The sequence below is a fragment of the Amylibacter sp. SFDW26 genome (genome assembly GCF_009184395.1).
GTDB lineage: Bacteria > Pseudomonadota > Alphaproteobacteria > Rhodobacterales > Rhodobacteraceae > Amylibacter.
The window spans coordinates 368,099-389,857 of sequence record NZ_WEIC01000003.1; the positions used below are offsets into that span (position 1 = coordinate 368,099).

General features: G+C 44.7%; 24 protein-coding genes. 10 read left to right on the plus strand and 14 right to left on the minus strand.

Features of this window, described 5'->3' with window-relative positions:
- Positions 1-13: 13 nt before the first annotated feature.
- Positions 14-1,939: a hypothetical protein gene (locus tag F9L33_RS11305; protein WP_152142884.1), complete on the minus strand. Its 1,926-nt coding sequence runs from the start codon at positions 1,937-1,939 to the stop codon at positions 14-16.
- 170 nt (positions 1,940-2,109) lie between these two features.
- Here F9L33_RS11305 and F9L33_RS11310 point away from each other — a divergent pair, with 170 nt between their 5' ends.
- Both F9L33_RS11310 and F9L33_RS11315 read left to right on the plus strand, forming a co-directional pair.
- Complete coding sequence (locus F9L33_RS11310) at positions 2,110-2,985, plus strand: DMT family transporter (protein ID WP_152142885.1); 876 nt, start codon at positions 2,110-2,112, stop codon at positions 2,983-2,985.
- Between the two features lie 113 nt (positions 2,986-3,098).
- Positions 3,099-3,908: a division plane positioning ATPase MipZ gene (locus tag F9L33_RS11315; RefSeq protein WP_152142886.1), complete on the plus strand. Its 810-nt coding sequence runs from the start codon at positions 3,099-3,101 to the stop codon at positions 3,906-3,908.
- Positions 3,909-3,915: 7 nt separating this feature from the next.
- On the opposite strand, the gene F9L33_RS11320 is transcribed toward F9L33_RS11315, so the two are convergent.
- Entirely contained in the window at positions 3,916-4,458 is a 543-nt protein-coding gene (locus tag F9L33_RS11320) for a MarR family winged helix-turn-helix transcriptional regulator (protein ID WP_152142887.1), read from the minus strand.
- A gap of 89 nt (positions 4,459-4,547) precedes the next feature.
- On the opposite strand from F9L33_RS11320, the gene F9L33_RS11325 reads away from it, so the two are divergent.
- Complete coding sequence (locus F9L33_RS11325; RefSeq protein ID WP_152142888.1) at positions 4,548-5,300, plus strand: hypothetical protein; 753 nt, start codon at positions 4,548-4,550, stop codon at positions 5,298-5,300.
- A 52-nt stretch (positions 5,301-5,352) separates the two neighbouring features.
- A complete protein-coding gene (locus F9L33_RS11330; RefSeq protein WP_152142889.1) occupies positions 5,353-5,799 on the plus strand; it encodes a redoxin domain-containing protein in 447 nt (148 codons plus the stop codon).
- Positions 5,800-5,809: 10 nt separating this feature from the next.
- On the opposite strand, the gene F9L33_RS11335 is transcribed toward F9L33_RS11330, so the two are convergent.
- The gene (locus F9L33_RS11335) at positions 5,810-6,304 is read right to left on the minus strand and encodes a hypothetical protein (protein ID WP_152142890.1); all 495 of its coding nucleotides are present in this window, start codon (positions 6,302-6,304) and stop codon (positions 5,810-5,812) included.
- Between the two features lie 107 nt (positions 6,305-6,411).
- The gene (locus F9L33_RS11340; protein WP_152142954.1) at positions 6,412-7,806 is read right to left on the minus strand and encodes a serine hydrolase; all 1,395 of its coding nucleotides are present in this window, start codon (positions 7,804-7,806) and stop codon (positions 6,412-6,414) included.
- Between the two features lie 350 nt (positions 7,807-8,156).
- Here F9L33_RS11340 and clpS point away from each other — a divergent pair, with 350 nt between their 5' ends.
- The 3 genes from clpS (at position 8,157) to F9L33_RS11355 (ending at position 10,383) form a co-directional block, all read left to right on the plus strand.
- The gene (clpS, locus tag F9L33_RS11345) at positions 8,157-8,492 is read left to right on the plus strand and encodes an ATP-dependent Clp protease adapter ClpS (protein WP_152142891.1); all 336 of its coding nucleotides are present in this window, start codon (positions 8,157-8,159) and stop codon (positions 8,490-8,492) included.
- Between the two features lie 19 nt (positions 8,493-8,511).
- Positions 8,512-9,513 (plus strand): class I SAM-dependent methyltransferase, encoded by a 1,002-nt coding sequence (locus tag F9L33_RS11350; protein ID WP_193222030.1) that lies wholly within the window; start codon positions 8,512-8,514, stop codon positions 9,511-9,513.
- 63 nt (positions 9,514-9,576) lie between these two features.
- Positions 9,577-10,383 (plus strand): SDR family NAD(P)-dependent oxidoreductase, encoded by an 807-nt coding sequence (locus F9L33_RS11355; RefSeq protein WP_152142893.1) that lies wholly within the window; start codon positions 9,577-9,579, stop codon positions 10,381-10,383.
- Positions 10,384-10,739: 356 nt separating this feature from the next.
- On the opposite strand, the gene F9L33_RS11360 is transcribed toward F9L33_RS11355, so the two are convergent.
- On the minus strand, positions 10,740-11,411 hold the full coding sequence (locus F9L33_RS11360; protein ID WP_193222031.1) for a LytTR family DNA-binding domain-containing protein: 672 nt from the start codon (positions 11,409-11,411) through the stop codon (positions 10,740-10,742).
- 353 nt (positions 11,412-11,764) lie between these two features.
- Complete coding sequence (locus tag F9L33_RS11365; RefSeq protein ID WP_152142895.1) at positions 11,765-12,499, minus strand: DUF1013 domain-containing protein; 735 nt, start codon at positions 12,497-12,499, stop codon at positions 11,765-11,767.
- 133 nt (positions 12,500-12,632) lie between these two features.
- Here F9L33_RS11365 and F9L33_RS11370 point away from each other — a divergent pair, with 133 nt between their 5' ends.
- Positions 12,633-13,268, plus strand: coding sequence for a ribonuclease T2 (locus F9L33_RS11370; RefSeq protein WP_152142896.1), 636 nt, complete (start codon positions 12,633-12,635; stop codon positions 13,266-13,268).
- On the opposite strand, the gene F9L33_RS11375 is transcribed toward F9L33_RS11370, so the two are convergent.
- Together F9L33_RS11375 and F9L33_RS11380 are read right to left on the minus strand one after the other, a co-directional pair.
- A complete protein-coding gene (locus tag F9L33_RS11375; protein WP_152142897.1) occupies positions 13,265-14,236 on the minus strand; it encodes an NAD(P)H-quinone oxidoreductase in 972 nt (323 codons plus the stop codon). The two genes, F9L33_RS11370 and F9L33_RS11375, sit on opposite strands and share 4 nt — an antisense overlap.
- Before the next feature lie 2 nt (positions 14,237-14,238).
- Positions 14,239-15,117, minus strand: coding sequence for a branched-chain amino acid aminotransferase (locus F9L33_RS11380; protein ID WP_152142898.1), 879 nt, complete (start codon positions 15,115-15,117; stop codon positions 14,239-14,241).
- Positions 15,118-15,367: 250 nt separating this feature from the next.
- On the opposite strand from F9L33_RS11380, the gene F9L33_RS16025 reads away from it, so the two are divergent.
- Positions 15,368-17,644 (plus strand): choice-of-anchor I family protein, encoded by a 2,277-nt coding sequence (locus F9L33_RS16025; protein ID WP_152142899.1) that lies wholly within the window; start codon positions 15,368-15,370, stop codon positions 17,642-17,644.
- A gap of 43 nt (positions 17,645-17,687) precedes the next feature.
- On the opposite strand, the gene F9L33_RS11390 is transcribed toward F9L33_RS16025, so the two are convergent.
- Positions 17,688-18,389: a COQ9 family protein gene (locus F9L33_RS11390; RefSeq protein WP_152142900.1), complete on the minus strand. Its 702-nt coding sequence runs from the start codon at positions 18,387-18,389 to the stop codon at positions 17,688-17,690.
- A gap of 99 nt (positions 18,390-18,488) precedes the next feature.
- Here F9L33_RS11390 and rpsU point away from each other — a divergent pair, with 99 nt between their 5' ends.
- Positions 18,489-18,695 (plus strand): 30S ribosomal protein S21, encoded by a 207-nt coding sequence (rpsU, locus tag F9L33_RS11395; RefSeq protein WP_152142901.1) that lies wholly within the window; start codon positions 18,489-18,491, stop codon positions 18,693-18,695.
- An 88-nt stretch (positions 18,696-18,783) separates the two neighbouring features.
- Here rpsU and rpiB read toward each other — a convergent pair whose 3' ends face one another.
- From rpiB to F9L33_RS11420, 5 genes are all read right to left on the minus strand, one after another.
- Positions 18,784-19,233 carry a ribose 5-phosphate isomerase B gene (rpiB, locus tag F9L33_RS11400; RefSeq protein ID WP_152142902.1) on the minus strand — a complete coding sequence of 150 codons (450 nt, stop codon included), beginning with the start codon at positions 19,231-19,233 and terminating at the stop codon, positions 18,784-18,786.
- Between the two features lie 90 nt (positions 19,234-19,323).
- Positions 19,324-19,905, minus strand: coding sequence for a hypothetical protein (locus tag F9L33_RS11405; RefSeq protein ID WP_152142903.1), 582 nt, complete (start codon positions 19,903-19,905; stop codon positions 19,324-19,326).
- A 19-nt stretch (positions 19,906-19,924) separates the two neighbouring features.
- Complete coding sequence (locus tag F9L33_RS11410; protein ID WP_152142904.1) at positions 19,925-20,059, minus strand: aa3-type cytochrome c oxidase subunit IV; 135 nt, start codon at positions 20,057-20,059, stop codon at positions 19,925-19,927.
- Between the two features lie 105 nt (positions 20,060-20,164).
- Positions 20,165-20,635 (minus strand): DUF6173 family protein, encoded by a 471-nt coding sequence (locus F9L33_RS11415; RefSeq protein WP_152142905.1) that lies wholly within the window; start codon positions 20,633-20,635, stop codon positions 20,165-20,167.
- Between the two features lie 9 nt (positions 20,636-20,644).
- Positions 20,645-21,685 carry an MBL fold metallo-hydrolase gene (locus tag F9L33_RS11420; protein ID WP_152142906.1) on the minus strand — a complete coding sequence of 347 codons (1,041 nt, stop codon included), beginning with the start codon at positions 21,683-21,685 and terminating at the stop codon, positions 20,645-20,647.
- Positions 21,686-21,759 lie beyond the last annotated feature (74 nt).

Here is a 21,759-nt window from a genome sequence, read left to right on the forward strand (position 1 = left end):
AGCGGCTTTTTTATTAAAATCTGATCTTGTTTTCCAGATAGTTTTCGATGGAAAATCGTGCGTTTTTTTGAATTTTCGGCGTATTATAGCCCTCTAAAAATCGCCAATACAATTCTCGCCCAACAAAAAATGCTAATGTTGTATCATATTCATCATTGCTGATAATTTCTGAAGCTAACATTGCGGACCAATCATTCGACGCAATACCATAAGTCAAATGATCTGTATCAATAGGGCTATATATTTGCAGCCAAACCAAAAACTTTGCAACATCTTTTGCTATTGGCAACCAATGCTCACCTTGAATATCAACACCACAAATCACACCCTTAGAAAAATGTGCATTTATACCAACAAAATCTCCGTGTGAGGCGGCTTGAATAACCTTACACCCTTTTATTGTATCTGCCCGTTGCCGTAAGTTTTCCAACATTCTCAAACATAGGGCTTTATCCGTTTTGTCTTTCACGTGATCAGTACTGATATCTTGCAATAGGTGGTACCAATACATTGGCCCAAACTTTGCAGACCTACTACGTGGACGTGTATATTTTTTTAACCAGTTCCCGCTTTTTTTAACAAGTTGCATACGTTTTGACGGTGGTGACTTTTCAATAACATCCCCCAAGCGACGCCCTTCAGCATAGCTTAAAACAGCGATTCCTTCATCGGGAAATGCATATAGGCACTTATTAACCTGAAGATTTCCGTGCCCCATCTTCTCGCCGATATAGTCCAGCTCCTTTTTCAAATTTTCGACTGTTCTATGCGCATTGTCGTGTAAAAATTGTTTGATAATGGCTTTTTCATTATTGATACGCGCAACAAAAACATTCGTACTTTCTGTTACTTTTAACGCTTCAATGATTTCACAACTTTTTATTTCACTTTGCTTTTCTAAGGTGCCTGTCAAATCTTGGGATATGTGGAAAGCATCCTGCAATATGTGTGGTTTACGCTCTTGGGTAAGCCCCAGTCTTTTTGCGTCGAACCCCATATTCGCGAATTTCATCAGTAACTTTTGCTCAAACTCCTTTTCATCTAGAGACAGGCAGTGTTTGGCAAAATACCAATAGACGAATTGTGCGTATCCCCCTTCTTTGCTTAGGGCTTGTGATAAGGCATCAGGAAACTCATCGGGGGTTTTCACGGTTTCCACATTGTGATGAAAGTCCGACTGCCCAAATAATATCGCAGGTTTGCGATGCAAAAAACCTTCCATAGCTACGGCTGAATTAAAGGACACAGTCACACTGCAACGCGAAAGGATATCATGTACATTTGCGTTTGTAGGATAGAATTCCATCCCTTCATGCATCAATTTAGACAGAATTTTCGCATCCTTAATCTGGTTAGATATAGGATGCGCTTTAACAACGATTGGATGGCCTTTTGAATACTTATGTACTGTGCGCAACATTTCTTCTGTTGTACAATACGCATTACCTTGTTTCTCGGGCAAACCACCTTGCAAGAATACCGCTATCGAATTTTTAGGAATTTCCTCAACTTCGGAAGGTTGATCGTAACGAGAGTGACGTTTTTCAACGAGCCGTTTTCGCAGCCTTTGAAACATCCCATTCGCAACATCGAATGGGATCGTTTCAGGATTGTATTCAGCAGTTGAAATCACACTATTACACAAAACACCTTTTGGGTCTAAATGCCAAAAAGGTGGTATGTATGCGATTGTAGCATTCAGGACATTTGGTGCACTCATCCAGCCATTTTCAACAATATGCAAATTATCGTCGTCTATCAACGCTGCCGCATCTGGATCATTTTCAATTTTCAGACGCGCATCACGCTGAACAACCTCAACCGTACCGCCGTTTTGGGTGATCGTTTCTTCGATTTTTGCAAATAAAGCCAGGTGACTTTGCTCTTTATAATTTTCTATAAAGTTTTTGGGAACGTGAAAAACAATCTTTGAGGTCAATTAACATCGTCCTTATTGGCTCAATTTTAATATATTATTAACGATATATTCATTGTAAATAAATTAGTTAATTTGATCTTGTATTATACGCCAATCTCCTTTCTTGATATTTCAAACAACTGAGTAGTTTGCATATATGCAACGTCCAGTTTCATCTTGGATATATCATTATGAATAACCTTAAAGGCATTCTGCTCGTTATTGCTTCAATGGCAGGTTTTACACTGGAAGATGCTTTCATCAAAGAGCTGTCCACCACAATTTCTACGGGCCAAATTCTGGTGATTGTCGGCATCAGTGGTGCCGTTATCTTTGCTCTTATGGCAAGTTATAAAGGACACCGCATTTTTGCGAAACGCTTTTGGACACGCATCACACTTGCACGTTCAGCGACAGAAGCATTTGCGGCTATAGCTTTTGTTACGTCATTAGCTCTTGTACCACTTTCAACAGTCGCTGCTGTTTTCCAAGCGACCCCTTTGGCAATCACGATGGGAGCAGCTTTATTTCTAGGGGAAGATGTTGGTTGGCGACGTTGGGCAGCGATTATAATCGGGTTTATTGGTGTTTTGATCATTATTAGACCAGGCTTGGGGGCGTTTAACCCTAATGTTTTATTCGTCCTAATAGCTGTAATATGTGTGGCTGCACGCGATCTGATTACGCGGCTTGTCCCAAGTGATATCCCATCCACAGTCGTATCCAGCCAAGGCTTTGCACCTGTGGCGCTAGCAGGTGCTATTTTGTTGTGGGTTCAATCAAAACCAATGACACCTGTAAACACCTTAGAAACCTATTACTTTATTGGTGCTGTCGCTTTTGGAGTCGCTGGATATTACGCTATTGTAGCAGCGATGCGTGTTGGGGATGCATCTGCTGTTACCCCCTTTCGATACACTCGATTGCTGTTTTCATTACTAGTTGGTGTCGTAATATTTAAAGAGCGTCCTGACCTATTAACACTGCTAGGAGCCGCAATAATTATCACCACTGGCCTGTATACTTTTTTAAGAGAACGGCGCTTAGCCAAAAAAAGTAGTGGATAACAATAGGTAATATAGGATATCTATTGTTTCCAGTTCACAAACAATATTGTAATCGAGTATTCTATAACGCATAGTGCGCACATGCCTATACTATTGGGGCGTTGGGGAATTGAATGGCACATATAATTGTTTTCGGTAACGAAAAAGGCGGATCGGGTAAATCTACCACTGCAATGCATGTATTAACGGCGCTGTTGCGTTCGGGTAAAACTGTGGGTGCATTGGATTTGGATCTGCGTCAGAAAACGCTGACACGTTATATTCAAAACCGTATTCTTTATATTGAACGTACAGGTATTCGCTTGCCGTTCCCTGAAACGGCTGTTCTAAAAAAACCATCTGAGCTGGGTATGGAGCCAGGCTTCAAAGCAACTTTGAAAGCATTCCAAGATGGGCTGGCGCAGTTGGATCAAACCAATGAGTTTATCGTAGCGGACTGTCCAGGCAACTATACACAGTTGAGTGAGCTAACACATGCGATGGCCGATACATTGGTCACACCGATGAATGATAGCTTTGTCGATTTTGATCTGCTTGCACGCATTGATGGCGAAACGAACAAGGTTGTTGGCCCATCTATTTATTCTGAAATGGTGTGGAAAGCGCGTAAAGCGCGGGCTGAATCAGGGTCGCGCCCAATGGATTGGTTTGTGACACGCAACCGTATGCATGCCCTGTCTATGAAGAACAAACGCCGTGTTGGGGAAGCACTGGAAGATTTGGCACGCCGCATTGGGTTTACATTGATCCCCGGCTTTTCAGACCGTGTGATTTTTAAAGAGCTGTTCCCAAATGGGCTTACCCTGTTGGACTTGGCTGACATCACTAGCGAACCTATGAGTATGTCTAATTTGGCGGCGCGCCAAGAAGTTCGCGATCTGGTGAATGCGCTGAATTTACCTGATGTGACGATCAACTTCTAAGCAGGAATTATGCCGAATCTTGTTCGTGGCAAATCTGTTTTGTTTCCAATTCTGTCAAAGGTTCTGACAATAAACTGCAGAATCCGCCTTGAGATTCTTTAGAGAAATGCCTGCATGTGTGGCAAATTCCAAAAGCTTTTCCGCCGCTTTTTTTCAATACACTCTCTAATAAATCTGTCAGACCTTTATGAAGGTCTTTTCTGTCTGATACGTTTAAATCATCCAAACCACGGTTGATAATATTGATATCAGATGTTGCTTTCTGACCTTGATCCGTCAGCGTGAAACTTACGACACGTTTATCCATTATGGAACGCTTTTCACTTAAATATCCTTTGCGAACCAATGCTTTAAGTGTTTGAGACATCGTTCCGCGCGTTGTATCCAAGTATTCTGCCACGTGTGAGGGGGATCTGGAAAACCTGTTTGCACGCGCAAGATAATCCAATGCATCTCTTTGTGCTGGATTTAAATCCCCTGCCCAACCTTCGCCCGCATCTAAGCGCGCCAATCGGTTTAGCAAACTGCGTATTTGTTCTGTTTGTTTCATATTTAAATCATAGCGACTCGAAATAAAACTTGCAATAGTTTCGACTCGCCACTAATTAAGAAACATATAACCCTAATGGAGAAAGAATCATGAAACATTATTTATCCGCAATCGCACTAAGCGCTGTTGCTTCTGTAGCAACAGCAGGTGAAGGACATGATCACGACGCAAAAGGTGCCGTGATTTCAGCAGCTGATGAAACGAAAGTAGCGGCTTTCGACATACTTTCAGCGCATGTAAGTCGTAAGGGGCGTGTTATCACGTTCAAAATGGAAGCAAATGGAACGGCTGGCAGTGCAGTTCCTGACAGTACTGGTGAATTTGGCGGCTCATCAATCTGGGCTTATGTATGGCCAACAAATTTAGACCCTAAAGTTGTAGGGTTTGAAGCAGGTACAGGTATCCTTGCCCTAGCCGCAACTAATCACCCTGACTTTGACGACACACCACTGTTTGATGAAAATATCGATGGTGACACAGGAAATGATGGCGCGCATTGGCACAGCCATTGGGTGGTTTTGACACCGAATGAAGAATGCGGCCCAGGTGCATTATCTGTACGTGATATTCCAGATGGTGAAACACCACAAATGCCAGCAACATGGCCAGGTGTTCCAATGTTCTTGGACAGCCCAGGTTACACACCTTATTTTGATGGCCCAACAATTTCCATCAATGTGGCTTTGGCAGCATCAGATGCCGCTAAAATTGATACAGCTGCATATGATGGCGTGACTGCTGCATTGCGTGTGAATGCGGACCTACACGCGCCATTGGCTTGTGTGACAGATGTATTCGATGTGGCATCTGGCGATTTGTCCCTACCTGGCAAAGTTGACTGATTACTTGGTGCAGGGCGCATAAGCCCTGCACCCCCTATTAAAGGTAAATAAAATGGCACCTGAATTAAACGTATCGCAATGGTTTAACGCACCCCAAGATCTGACTTTGAAAGATTTGCGGGGCAAAGTCGTAGTTATCGAAGCATTTCAAATGTTGTGCCCCGGTTGCATCTTAGAAGGTATACCGTTGGCGAAATCTATCCATGCCGCGTTTCCATCTGATAAAGTTGCAATGATTGGGCTGCATACTGTGTTTGAACACCATGATGCGATGACACCAGTTTCGTTAAAGGCATTCTTACATGAGTTCAAAGTTACGTTCCCTGTAGCGGTCGATAAAGCAGGGCCAAACAACATTCCGCAAACAATGGAAACCTACGGTATGCGTGGCACGCCGAGTTTAATATTAATTGACCCAGAGGGTGAATTACGCGCACATCATTTTGGTAACGTTTCCGAACTGCAAATCGGGGCAGAAATCGCAACCTTATTGAAATAATCTATCGTGGTTAACTTCTTGCTGATGCTTTTAGATGTGCTGCGAATTCATCACGTAAAAAGTCGCGTGTATTGTTACCCCTTAGGATTTTTGTCAGCTCACCTTTGCCATCAAACAGTAAGATTGTGATGTGTGGAACGTGGTATTTATTCGCGAATGCCTGACCATCTGTGCTGCGAATATTGGCAACGAGATATTGCAAATCATCATCGTCAAAATTGCCCAGAGCTTTGCGCGTTTCTTTTTGCAAAGCTTGGCAGCGGGGGCATTGCGGATCGTGGATTTGAACGATCGTTGGCATGCCGTTGCCCACTTTTGTAAGATCACCTTCTTCCAGGCTGCATTTAACATTCACGGCTGCAAATGCGCCACCTGCGCCAACCAAGCTTAGCGCAATTGTGCCATTTCTAAGCTTTCGTAAAAAAGCGCGACGATCATTTGGCGCGCTTTGTTGCACCGTATTAGGCTTATTTTTGGTTCTTTGTTTTTTCTTATTTTTGCGCATAGCGTATTATTCCCCTGATCGCATTGTGAACCAATGCATTAGGGGAATGCTAACCATAACAAGGGGAATGCAAAAGCAAGTTGGTCATCAAAATCACGTGATTGGGTTTAGCTGCCTGGGGATACCGTTACACAGGTCTGACTGCGTGCGCGCAGGCGTGAACAAGCTTTGTTTGCATCCGCTTGGGACAAGCCCACAAACCGTGCGCGGTACAAACGAGCACCGTTTACTGTCGCTGGCGCGATGCGGCGTGATGCACCTTCTAATGGGCCTAAATTGCTAAGTGCGGCTGTTAGAAGTGTTTTTTCGGCTTCAAACTTTGAGCCATATGCGCCCAATTGCACAGACCATACACGCCCCGATGTGGATTTACGAGATACGACACGCGGTTCTGTTGAAGCTTTAGCTACAGCAACAGGCTGCGGAGTCGTCACAAGCGCTACAGGCACAATATTCGTAGGACGCAATACCGGCTTTGGAGATGTCACTGCAGGTATTGGTTCTGCCGCCTGTTCTGCTAAAGCTTGTTTTAGCACGGCTTCAACTTCGGCTTGATCGACTGCTGCAACTAAGACTGGTTCTGGAGTTGGCACTGTTTTTGCGACCCGCATTTTAGGAATAGGACTTTTGCGAACGGCACCACTTATCACCACCTTGATGATCTTGGGCTTTTCGTTCGTTACAGGTGCAATCCTTGTAGGTTTGCGTTCAGCCAAACGTGGGTTCACACGACCAAAACCAAGGTCCAGAAGTTGTGCAACACGGGCATTTCGAGATGACGATGTTTTACCCCCAAACACTGTTGCAATTACACGTTTACTTCCACGTTCAGCAGACGCAACCAGATTAAAACCCGCTGCGTTTGTATAACCCGTTTTAATACCATCAGCACCACGATAGTTGCCCAACAACTTGCGATTTGTATTTGCAACTTGGCGTACACCAGCATCCGTAGAACGGCGAGAGAACAAGTTATAGTATTGTGGATAATCGTAGAACAGGCGGCGACCTAACAATGTCATATCACGTGCCGTGGATAGATGGCCTGATTGTGTTAAGCCGTGCGCATTTTTGAAAGTGGATGATTTCATCCCCAAACGTTTTGCTGTCGCTGTCATACGGCGAGCAAAAGCGGCCTCACTGCCCGAGACCGCTTCGCCCAATGCCGTAGCTGCGTCATTTGCAGATTTCACAGCAGCGCCACGGATCAGATATTTCAATTCAATACGCTGACCTGCTTTCAAGCCAAGCTTTGAAGGTGGCTCGGATGCAGCGTGTTTAGAGATACGTACTTTTTTCGTTAAGCTGAGCTCGCCGCGTTCAATAGCTTGGAACACAACATAAAGCGTCATCATTTTTGTAAGTGATGCTGGGTGAAGCCGCGTATCAGCATTACGCGAATGAACAACCTGCCCTGTGCGGGCATCCATCACCATCGCAGCATACGGTGCAGCATAGCTAATGCTAACTGCATAAAGATTCATCAATAGGAATACTACCATGGCTGTTAGCCAATGGTTCAACTGCCTTAGCATCGGTTATCTCCGATATCTGCCTGTTACTGCCTCATCCGCTTTGCGCGGTATTCATTGAGGAAAAGGTAGCATGACATTTATTTTCAGAAAATAACTATTTTACAGAAACTTAGTTTATGTTCTTATCGCAACAAAACTGGCGTATTTTTGCTCAAAGCCTTTAGCGACCACTACACCTAGTAGTTAACCTTTCATTAACCACTAGACCTCTGCCTCAAAAATGCCCCAATTGAACTCAATTGAACTCAATTGGACTTTTTTATTCCTTACAGCGGCGGTATACACTGTCTTAAATTACACACTGAAACGTACAGCTTATGACAAAACCTATTACATTATCCAACGATGACGATTTTGATAACGACACAGCCGTCGTTACAAAAACCAAACCAAAAACGGCGAAACCGCCGATGTATAAAGTATTGTTATTAAACGATGACTATACACCGATGGAATTCGTTGTGCATGTGTTGGAGCGATTTTTTGCGATCAGTCATCAATCTTCGATCGAGATCATGATGACCGTACATAAAAAGGGTGCTGCTGTTGTTGGTGTATTTTCCCATGATATAGCGGAAACCAAAGTGACCCAAGTGATGGACTTGGCACGTAAACATGAACATCCACTGCAATGCACGATGGAAAAGGAATAGGCGTTCACGCCCTACACATATGGCTCAATCTTCCCGTCTTTCTAAACTGTTTGATACTTTAACAAACGAACTGCCTGAGGGTGGTCCGATCCTGATTATGCGTGCAACAAATGATCCAGCCTATCGTCGATTTGACACAAAAGATGTACAAGCGGTGCAAAGTTTCAAACCAAGCTTTGACGCTTTAGAGAGTGTTGGATTACGCCCCACGCAAGACATGCCTGCATCAGCCAAAGCTGCGGTTGTAGAATTAACCCGATCCAAGCCAGAGAACCTTGCAAATGTTGCTAAGGCTTACGAAGTTCTAGACGTTGGTGGAACTTTGTTCATCAATGGCGCCAAGACGGATGGTATTGATAGCATCTTGAAGAATGTGAAATCTAAGATGGATGTCGAGGGGAGTTATTCAAAGTCCCATGGTAAAACCATATGGGTGAACAAAGCAGCAGTTGATAATCCGTTTAAAGAGTGGGCCGCGCTGACGGATATGTCCCAAAACAAAGATGGGTTTTGGACGGTTCCAGGTATTTTTAGTGCTGACGCTATTGATCCAGCCAGTGCATTACTGTGTGACAGCATTACAGTACCACTAAAAGGCAAAGGTGCCGACTTGGGTGCAGGTTGGGGCTATCTGAGCCAAAATGCATTACTAGCCTATCCAGAGATCACATCGTTGGATTTGTTTGAGGCTGAAAAAAACAGTCTTGTGTGTGCGCAGAAAAATATCCGCGATGAACGCGCGCGGTTTCATTGGACAGATGTACAATCCATGCCCGAAAAGGGTGCATATGATTTCATTATCATGAACCCACCATTCCATGTGTCACGCAAAGCGGATGTGTCTTTGGGACGTGATTTTATTGCAAAGGCATCTAAGCTATTGGCACCCAAAGGGCGCCTGTGGATGGTGGCGAATAAGCAATTGGCCTATGAAGCAGTACTTGATGCCAACTTTAACACTTGGTCATACGAAGAGCAGACACCTATCTTTAAGGTGATCCATGCGCGTCGCCCTAAGTAACGATTGGCACGCGGACATCCTTTCCACTAGTCTACCCTAACAGAATCACAGAACGGACCACGTATGTCTTTTTCGATTGAAGGTAAAACAGCCATAGTCACAGGTGCTGCAAATGGCATTGGGCTTGCAATTGCACGTCATTTCATCGACCAAGGTGCCAATGTCATGTTCGCCGATATGGACGAAGACAAGCTGATCATGGAATGCGATTCCTTGGATTGTCCTCAGGCACGATATTTCAATGGTGATCTGCGTAAGAAACTTACAATTGCAAACTTACAATCTGCAACGATCGACGCTTTTGATCGTATCGACATACTAGTGAATGCCAGCCGTCAGGTTTTGCCATCTAATCCGTTAGAGCCAAAAGCAGACAGTTTTGAAGCGTTGTTTCAACAAAACGTTTTGGCGAACCTGCGATTAACGCAATCTGTCGCCAAGATCATGATCCAACAAGCAGAAGGCAGTGATGAGATCAGCAATGACTGTATAGGTTCGGTGGTTAATCTAAGCTCTATTGCATCAGATCGCGCCCACCCTGACCTACTAGCCTATTCTGTAAGCTGTGCCGCGTTGAACCAAATGACGCGGTCCTTGGCTGTCAGCCTTGCCCCTGACCGCATTCGCGTGAATGCAATCGCCATTGGATCTGTGATGTCAGCCAATTTGCAAAGTTATCTGAAAGATGACGATGAGCTGCGAGATCAAATGGCAGAGGTTACGCCACTGGGGCGCATTGCAGAAGCACAGGAAGTTACCGAAGTGACGCAATTCTTAGCTGCAAACAGTGCAAGTTTTGTAACGGGCCAAATCCTAACTGTTGATGGTGGGCGTACACTTATTGATCCTATGGATACTGCCGTTCATTAAAAGGGAGAGCTGTGCTCTTACTTGAGTGGAGGAGTAAGAACACAGCTCGGGTGAATGACAAGACACATACACTGTTAAATATGTGTAATACTGGCACCCCCACAGCACATCGCTTATTATTACTCATTACAAACTCAGGAAGAATCCTGTGACACTTTAAAAGCTTGAAACAAATAAATATAACTTAGTCGAGAACACGATATATTCATTGCTTCTTACATTACACACAGCAAAAATTGCTGCTTGAATAAATGCGCTGTGATTAATGATAAGCACATAATCCGGGGCATTAAGTATCGGAATGTCACGAAATATTCAAAAACATCACGAAATTGTAACCAATAAAATTGGGGCACTCATCTGCGTTTTGTAAGGAAATTATTCCAACGGTCCTCTAGTATAACCACACTTTTAGCACTGACTGGAGCTGTTGTGTTACTCGTTAGTTCTACTAAGAATTTCCTGCCTTTTTTCCGAATACTTTTGATCGCACGAAAACTCACCCAATGTGAGCGATGAACTTTCATACCATAATTAGAATCGACTAATGCGATAACTTTTGAAAAGGGTTGCCTGATAAACTTTTCCTTATCATCCGTTATCACCCGTACATAATGACCTTCGGCTTTTATATGAATGATACTTTTAGCAAAACTTTTAAGCCGCTTATATGACGCATTCGTAGAATACATAATTGATGCAGGGTTAAGCCACCTACCGTATGTGATGAGAACACATAGAAATATGAATGCTAAAACTACCGTGGCTATTGCGGCTTGGATATAAGCAAGAAAAGGGTATTCGATGTTGAAAATTTTTATTAAGCACTCATCAACTACGTATATAAAATAGAATGTCGTTGGGAAAGCGATTGCTGAAGAGATTGTAAAGTTTCGCGTAATTTTTGGATAGAATGATCCTGCAAAGATAACGCATAAGAGACCAATCAAAATTGCCGCTAAAAATGAAATATGAAAGTAAATCAGAAGTGACAATATATCTAATTCTACCATTACAGAAATTGTCACGACGGCACTTAATTTCAAAAACCAAGCGACCAACAAAATGCTAAGCGTAATATATGAATATCCGATATAAAACGCTCTATAATAGGACGCCCAAAATACGTCTTTGAAAGCACATGATGGCGTTAATCTATGATGTATGCGTATGATTTTGTCTTTTCGAACATCAGCCAAATTACGCGATTTTACCAACATCCTTTGCAGCACTGGATGCACCCTTTACTAAACTGGCAATCATTAATAATTTCACTGCGCATATAGTTTTCGCAAACCAAAAACCATACGTGTGATTGCCCATATAAATGCAAAAAGCCCCTGCAAACGCAGAGGCTTTTAAAGTTCAAATATAGCTTAGCTTACTCAGCTTCACCGCCGTCTTTTGGCAGATTAAACAGGCTATCCGCATCAATCTCTGGCTCTTCATCTTTTTTGACGTCATCAGTCAAAGTGAAGTTCTCAAAACCACTGACTGAGCTTGGCATTTGTGGCTCGTCAGACATCTGCAGTGATTGTTCTGTAGATACAAGCTTCATGCGCTCTTCTTCTGACATCACAGTACCGTCTTTCGCAGCTTTTTTCGCAGCTTTTTGAACAGCCGCATCCAATTCGATTTGCTTACACAAACCTAATGCAACAGGATCAATCGGTTGGATATTTGCAATGTTCCAGTGTGTGCGTTCGCGCAACGCCTGAATTGTTGGCTTGGTTGTGCCAACCAACTTAGACACTTGGCCGTCTGTCAATTCTGGGTGGAATTTCACCAACCACAAGATACCTGATGGGCGGTCTTGGCGTTTTGACAATGGCGTGTAGCGTGGACCACGGCGTTTTTGTTCACCTTCAGCAGCAGCGTTATACTTCAACTCTAACTTATGGATTGGCTTTTCTTCGCCTGCTTTGATTTCTTCGGCAGTCAATTGGTTGTTTGCAATCGGGTCAAAACCCTTGATGCCTTGTGCCACTTCACCGTCAGCGATGCCGTTCACTTCTAGTTCGTGCAAACCACAGAAATCTGCGATCTGTTTAAACGTTAAAGTCGTGTTATCAACCAACCAAACAGCGGTTGCTTTTGCCATAATAGGTAGAGCCATATCAGCGTTCCTTATCCATACATCTCTCCCGTACCGAGAATCGGGTACCAGCCGCTTTGGCCAGTGAATTTTCCGTTTCAAGAGGGGAATTCTCCGTCTATATAGGGGGAAACGACCAAAAGGGAAAGTCCTAATGTTTCGCAGCCTTATCGCTCTCTTTCTGTTATCTTTCCCGGCATATGCAGAAGGCGAACGACCAGGCGATTTTGATTATTATGTTGTGTCATTGTCATGGACACCTACATGGTGCACGTTGACGGGCGATGCTCGTAAGTCCCCGCAATGTGACACAGGCAAAGGGCATGGGTTCACTCTGCATGGATTGTGGCCACAATATACTGATGGCGGCTGGCCCAGTTATTGCCGCACTGCAAAGCGCAACCCGTCGCGTGCTATGACGAACGATATGGCAGATATCATGGGCACCAGCGGGTTAGCCTGGCACCAATGGAAAAAGCATGGGCGGTGTACGGGGTTATCAGCACGGGATTACTACGCACTGTCACGCGAAGCTTACAACAAAATCAATCGCCCTGCTGTTTTGCGCAAACTGAAGAAAGACATTCAATTGCCAGCTTCGGTGATTGAGGATGCTTTCATGGAGACCAATCCAAAGTTGTTACAAAATCAAGTAACGATCACTTGTAAAGCACGCCAAATTCAAGAGGTGCGGATTTGTATGACAAAGGATTTGCAGCTGACCAAATGCGGGCGCGATGTGATTAAAGATTGTTCGTTGCGAGATGCCGGATTGGCGAAGATACGTTAGGCTTGGGCTTTCAACACAATCTTACCAATGTGTTCGCCCGCTTCCATACGTGTGTGAGCGGCAGAAGCATCGCTTAGGTCAAAGGTTTGATCCATCACTGGAGCCAGCCTTCCAGCCGCGATTAATGGCCATACTTTGGTGCGAAGACCTTTGGTGATACGGGCCTTTGTTAAATCGGTTTGTGGGCGTAGGAATGATCCAGTTAGAACCAGTTCTTTTGCCATAACCAAAGCCAGATTAACCTCAGCCTTGATACCTTGTAAAAACGCTATGTTTACAAGGCGACCGCCCTGCCCTAAGACCTTTAGGTTACGTCCTGTGTAATCACCACCGACCATATCCAAGACAACATCGATTTTCTGGCCTTTCAGCGCTTCTACGAAATCTTCATCACGGTAATTGACTGCTATATCAGCGCCTATTTCCAAACACTTAGCGCATTTATCATCCGAACCTGCTGTCACAATCGCCCGTGCACCAAAAGCATTAGCAAGCATTATCGCTGTCGTGCCAATACCACTGGTGCCCCCATGGATTAGAACTGTTTCACCAGCTTTTAGTTTCGCCTTGATAAACAGATTGAACCACACAGTGAAAAACGTTTCAGGTAGTGCGGCTGCGGATGCCACATCAATACCTTCTGGGATGGGCAAAACATGTGCTGCATTTGTAAGTGAGTATTCCGCGTACCCGCCACCTGGAAGCAATGCGCAGACCTCATCACCAACAGTCCATTGTGATACGCCCTCGCCCACCGCAGTGATGACGCCAGCGCTTTCTAGGCCCGGTAAATCAGATGCACCTTTTGGTGGGGTGTATAGCCCTGCGCGTTGCAGGCAATCTGGTCGGTTCACCCCTGCGTAATGGTTTTGAATTACCACTTGTCCGTAAGCAGGGATAGGAACATCACGTGCTCCAAGTGTTAAAACCTCTGGCCCGCCGTGACTTGGTAATTCAATGACACGCATGATTAAGCCACGTCTTTTTGGCTAAACCGTGAATGTGAATAGTCCCAATAGATTTCACGCGCGCGCATTGCGATAGGGCATTTTGGCATCATACGGTCTTCGTATTTAGCAACAGGCATCACTTTGGCGATATTACCTGTGCAAAAAATTTCATCCGCAGTTTCAAAATCACTCAGTGTCATTGTTGCTTCGGTGACTTTGATACCATCCGCTTGCAGTAACTTAATCGTTCTTTGGCGGTTTAGGCCGTTCAGGAATGTCCCATTTGGCACGGGCGTAAAGACTTCACCATCTTTTACCGTAAAGACGTTTGTTGATGCTGTTTCTGCCACGTTACCATCAATATCCAGAGACAGCGCATTATTAAAACCGCGCTTGCGTGCATCCGCCATGATGCGCCCGTTATTCGCATAAAGTGAACCTGCTTTAGCCTCGGTCATCGCCATATCTTGGCGCGGGCGGCAAAATGGTGATGTTGTTAGTGAAAACGTCCCTATGGTTGGCATTGGCAATTCTTCGATGCACAACGCAAAACCTGTGCTTTCCGGTTCAACGTCAATGATGCCAGGCGTGCCCTGTTTGGACCACATCATCGGGCGGATATAAAGTTCGGCATCAGCGTTAAACTTTTTACACCCTTCTTCGGACAAGCCAAAGATCTTATCGACATCAACGGGGGAGATCATACCCATAACTTCAGCCGAATGAATGATACGCTCACAGTTCAAAATCAAGTCAGGGCGAACACCTTCGAACTGGCGCGCACCATCAAAAACTTGGCTACCAAGCCATGCGACATGATCTGCAGCACCAATGATAGGTGCGTTTCCTTCGTGCCATTCACCTTCGTAATATGTGACTATTTTTCCGCCTAAAGCCATGCAAAACCCTCCAAATACCTTACATGGCTAACGCGGATTTAGGCACCACTCAAGGCTGAATATAAGCTCTATAGAAAATAGAAAGATTGTTGCGCCACCATATTATAGAATAATGTAAAATTATGAAATCCCTGCATTATTAAGCAACTTATAATATATTGGTTTTGTCACAAAATCTTTTCTAAAACTTCAAACGATTGTTACAGCCTCTGGATACTGAGCGATAGCTTTAACTTTGAGGACATTCCAAATGTACAATCAATCAGCAACTGCAAATGGTATATCCATTGAACACACTTTTAATTCGGGATCAGGTGATGGCGGATCAGAAGTGGTTTCCTATGAAAACGGTGTTCTATACGTAACTAATGGTACGGATGACCGTATTGACGTCTTTGATGCCGTAACAGGCGAAAAAACTGGTGAAATTGATCTTACAACACTACCAGGCTATGCGGGCGTAAACTCTGTTGCCATCAAAAATGGCAAAATTGCCGTTGCCGTTGAGCGCGATCCTGTTGACGGGGAACCTCAACCTGGGATCATCGCCGTTTACGATGCAGATAATCTACAGTTGGTTGATTCCGTTGACGTTGGAAACCTTCCTGACCAGATCACCTTTAGCGATGATGGCACACAAATATATGCTGCAATCGAGGGCGAGTTTGATGTCGATCTGAATACGCAAGCTCAAGGCGGAGTGGCAGTCATCGACATCACTGACACTGGCCTCACCGCGAACACATATGGCTTTGAAGCATTCGACGGTATGGAAGATCAATTGCGTGAATTGGGTGTACGTATTTTTGACGACCAAAGCGCCTCTGTTGACTTTGAACCAGAATATATTGCGATTGACCCAGTGACGGGTAATCTTTTAGTTTCACTACAAGAATCCAACACCGTTGCTGTTTTCGACTTAGAAACGCGTAGCTTTACAGAACTTCTGCCATTGGGCACACAAGACCATTCGCAAGAGGGCTTTGGTCTGGATCCGAACGACAAAGACGATGCAATTGCAATCGATACATATGACATTCAGGGGTTGCGTATGCCCGATGCTTTGGCAGCTGTTGAGATCGATGGAGAAACATATTTTCTGACAGCCAACGAAGGCGATGATCGTGGCGATTTTGACGAGCCAGGTGGTGATGCAGCCCGCGTTCAAGATATCTTGGATGGTAATGTTGAAGGTGTTTCCTTTGATCCATCTGTTGATACAACAGGTTTGGAGCGTTTGAACATTTCCATCATCGATGGTGACACCGACGGCGATGGGGATATTGATGTTATCCATTCATATGGCAGCCGCAGCTTTACAATTTTCGACACAGACGGAAATGTCGTTTTTGACAGTGGTGATCAGTTTGAACAACTCATAGCAGAGTTACGTGTTCCAAACGCATTCAACAATGATGACTTCCCATCCGATGACCCCGACGTAATTGACGAAAACCGCTCTGACAACAAAGGCCCTGAACCAGAGGCTATTACAGTTGGTACTATCGATGGTCGTGTGTTTGCGTTTGTCGGCCTAGAACGCGACAGTGGTATCATGATCTTTGACATCACAGACCCAGCAAACGCTACTTTTGCAAGTTATATCGAAAGCAGTCAAAACGGAGATATTTCGCCTGAGGTGATCCAGTTTATCTCTGCTGATGACAGCACATCAGGTACAGCACAACTTGCTATTTCATATGAGGTTTCAGGTACAACTGTTCTGCTGAATTTGGCAGACCGTATCGATGGACGCGGTACATTTAATAATGACGTCGCAAACGGTTCTTTGTTGGACGACCGTATTTCTGGCCGCAGTGAAGATGATACAATCAATGGTGGTTATGGAGACGATAATATTCTTGGCCGCTCTGGTGATGACGAACTGAATGGTGGTATCGGGGACGACAGGCTTAATGGCGGATCAGGCGACGACACCCTTAATGGTGACGATGGTGATGATCGTCTAAACGGTCGATCTGGTGATGATGAACTGAATGGCGGTGAGGGCGATGATGGCCTCGGCGGCGGGTCAGGAGATGACACACTAAATGGAGGCGAAGGTGATGATCGTCTGGGTGGTGGGTCAGGAAATGACACATTAAACGGCGGCGATGGCGATGATCGAATAGGCGGCGGATCAGGAAATGACACATTAAACGGCGACGAAGGTGACGATCGACTAAGTGGTGGATCAGGAAGTGACACAATAAACGGCGGCGAGGGTGATGACCGACTAAGTGGTGGGTTAGGTGATGACACCCTGAATGGTGGTGAGGGTGACGATACCCTTCTTGGAAGAGCTGGTGCAGATGTTTTCGAATTTACTCTGGGTGATGGTGACGATATGATCCTTGGTTTTGACGACAGCGATAGTATCGATCTTTCTGCAACAGGTTTAGAATTCTCAGACATCTCTATCAATGAAATCAACAGCCGCCTTACAGTGGTAACGTATGGCGCAGACACAATAACGATAACACATGCTGGCTCTGTTGAATTTACACAGGATGATTTCCTGTTTTAATCATAAACAGCATATTGAAAGAGGCTCTTATTAAGGGTCTCTTTCAGCTTGTCATCTTTTTGCCAGGCAAGTCATCTGGTGCGCATGTTGATGGTTTGCGAATGTTATCAAACAAACCAGAAACCATTTTTCCCAAAGGGTTGTTTTTCAGTTTTGCCTTAACGGTTTCAAACTGCATCACGTTATCAATACGGCGATCTAAAAACGCCCAAGTGTTGGCGAAATCTTCACTGTCGTCACCCAGCCAAAATAAGATTGTGGATGAATAAACTGCAGAAAGTGTGGCCCGTTTTGTGTACCAATTTACATCCTCAGATGTATCGCCCAATGCAGTCCATATCTTATCTGTTGTCGACCAAAGTGCTTGTGCACCCTCACCTGCGTTTTGGGGTAATGCAAAAAGTGTCACGCCACGACGCACAGCCTCTTTTTCATCTGCCACAACGCGGATGCGTAATTCTACGGCTTTAGAGATCTTATCGCGGAAACGCATATCAGATAGGTCAGCGGAATTTAGCGCATCAACCATCGCTTCATCCCCCAAACGGTGGAACCCCAGCGCAAGGTCAACGGCACCACGTGGGCATGTTTGGGCGGCTAGCCCCTCATCCACACCCGAATCTTTAACGGCTGCTTTGAACGTTGTATCGGACCAACCATCGAACATAACATGGGGTAAAGCGGCCTCTACCAACTGCTTTTGGGCCAATAAAATATGGTCTTGTTCGGTTTTCTTCTTTGGCATTGGTCTATCCTCCACACACTAGACAAACAGCAATCTCACTGCTATATGGCAGCTTCCTGCAATTCTGCAACTCTAACTCTAGAAAGGTGGTGTTACCACATGCAGGTATCAGTACGCGACAATAATGTTGATCAGGCACTTCGTGCCCTCAAGAAAAAATTGCAACGTGAAGGTGTCTTTCGTGAAATGAAGCTTAAGCAACATTACGAAAAGCCGTCCGTGAAAAAAGCTCGTGAAAAAGCTGAAGCAATTCGTCGCTCGCGCAAGCTGGCTCGTAAAAAAGCACAGCGTGAAGGTCTTTTGTAAGACCGACGACTATAAATAGATAAACCCCCACAGGTTCACCCTGCGGGGGTTTATTTTTGCCTACTTAGTTTTCAATTAAAGTATGGCGTTATTCTTCTAATGCTTTGATCATATCCACGCGTTTTGCATGTCGTCCGCCCTCAAAACGAGCGCTCAAAAAAGCGCCCACTATATCAAGAGCCAACCCTTCGCCAATCACACGCGCACCTAATGAGAGCATGTTGGCATCATTGTGCTGGCGGATCATACGTGCCGAGAATGTATCAGTGCAAACACCACACCGGATGCCTTTAATCTTGTTCGCAGCCATCATGATGCCTTGACCAGTACCGCAAAGAATAATGCCAAGCTGACAGTCACCAGAAGCAACACGCTGTGCTGCGGCTTCACCATGCTTGGGGTAATCTGTACTTTCGGATGTTGTTGGCCCGATGTCGACCACCTCCCAACCAAGAGCTTTGATATGTTTGGCAATGGCCTGACGAAGATCAATATCGGCGTGGTCACTGGAAAGTATGATGCGCTTGTTCGTTGTCATGGGTGAGTTATCCTTTTGATAAAGGGTGTTGGCTTTGTCGTCAGATAAACAAAAGGCGCGAGTGTTACCTTCGCGCCTTTGTGGTTGGGTTTAGTTTTTACCCGTATCGTTTTCAAAGTATTTATCCGTTTGAACGTTTGGCAGTTCACCAAAGCGTTTCATCAGTTTTTCTGGGAAGTATGTGGATTTCACACCTTGGAACCCTTCTAATTGATTAAGGATCGCAATCGTGTTGATTGCACAGGTTGCATCCAATGCGCGACCTTGTGCTTTTGCTGCGGCTAATGCCTGTTCTGCGATCTCAGGTGTCACATAGATCTTTTGCGAAACAACGTGATGTGTGTCGCGTGCATGGAATGATCTGTAAAGCTGTAGGATGTTGTCATTTATACCATATAATAGGTCATGACGCTCTGGTGCATGTGAGTTGAACCAACGTCCAGCAGGATCATACATCACTGTTTGCGATCCATTGATCACAAGGGAAGAGTGTCCACCGCGACCAGATTTATTACTGATCATTGTCATCAACATTAAATATGGTTGCTCTTGGCTAACGTGTTGAAATTTTGCAACTTCGGTATCAGAGGCGTATTTATCATCTGTACCATAGGCACAAGCCGACAAGATGATTGCTGCACACAGCAGCACTGCATTGCGCATCAAAGACATATTCGCCCCCAAGTAATTTTTATGAATTGAAGATTGCTAGGAAAATCAAAGCAGCAATGCTGATTGATCCTACACGGATGCTCCAACGGATGAAGCCGTCAAATGCTGCTTCTTGAGCTGAAGTGTCCATTTTTCCATGTTCGTATTTAGCCATGTCATTAACCCCTATAATCCTATTTGTCGTCTATATTTCACAAAACTACCCGTTTGCAAAGTAACGAAATCGTAGTGCGTCCATCTGATACAAGACTGTTGCCGCTTAACTTGTTGGCGTTTCTTCCAAATCTTCAGCCAACTTAAAACCAATACGGTTTGGTTCTGCTTTTTCATCTTCTTTAGCAGAGGCAACAAGCATAACATTCAACTGGCTGACGTGTTGAACCAACTGCGTTTTGGCACCATTTGGGTCAGTCCCATAAAACGTGATCAAGTCAGGTGCAAAATATCCCATACCTTGAATTCTAAGCGTACCAACTTCACCGCCTGTGAAACCCATGCCAACCTCATGTTCGCTATCCAATTCTTTTTCAAAATTTTGGATATATAAAACAATACGTTCATAGGCCCATTCCGCAGGTGTTTTCTGTTCTAATGGCTTTTTTGCAATGCCCGCTGGCACTGGTTCTGACTGAACACGTTCGCCTTTGTTTGTGTCCACACGCACAGCATAAGCTTCTGGCAAAGCTGCTGCTTCAATAGCTTCGGCTGTGGTTTTAATTCCGTCTGACATAGTTCGTCCCTATTTGCTTTGCCAAATCCAGATACCATCATCGTTGGCAGTTTTAGTCACCTTACCCGCCAGATACAAATGGTTCAAATGCGCAATCGCTTCGACCATAGCCAAACCATAGTTTCCGCCTTCAATTTTTCGTTTGAAGAGCATTGGAAAACAATCAACGGCTGTTTTAGGCGTTTCAACAAACTCTAAAAGGCGCCGCAGGCCACTGTGATGATTCTCTATCAATTGATGCAAACGTGCAGGTAAGCCTGTGAAAGGAAGCTTGTGACCTGGGAAAACAAGATGATCTTCGGTCGCCAATTTGGAAAGGCGTTCGCAACTTTCCAACCATTCCTCTAGTGGGTCTGCATCTGGTTCAGTGGCATAGACACCAACATTAGACGAAATACCTGGTAGAATTTGATCCCCTGCAATCACAAGCGGCTCTTCGTTACACCAAAGCGTGGCATGTGCAGGGGCGTGACCATTGCCGATGTGAACGGTCCATGTACGATCACCAATTGTAATAACGTCATCTTGGGTGATACGCGTAAACCCAAGCGGCATATGATGAACGATATCTGCATAGTTGAATGGCCTGTTGTTTAAGCGTTCTTGATACAGACCATCATCCATACCTGTGGATTTATAAAATGCAGCAAGCTCTGGCGGCCATTCTTTTTGTTGATCCAGCACCATCATACGGGAATAGAGCCATGCTGTGCGCGTTGAAATCGTTTCTGTGCAATGTTCTTGTTGGAACCATCCAACATTACCGATGTGGTCTGGATGGTGATGTGTCATCAGCACTTTTTTGACAGGCTTACCACCAAGTGGTCCCTTTAATAGATCATTCCACAATTTCACACCCCGTTTGGAATGATACCCCGTATCTACGATCAGCCAACCATCACCGTCGTCCAAGGCGTAAACATTCACATGATCCAAAGCCATTGGCAGCGGCAGACGTATCCACAAGATACCTTTGGCGACTTCAATCGCTTGGCCCTCTTCTGGTGCTGTTTCATGGGGAAACCTGATTATACCGAAAGTTTTCTTCATTTCACCATCTGCCCTATTCAAAACTGAGTCTTTGCATCCCAGCACCTGTCCGTTTATGAGAGACAAACACCAAA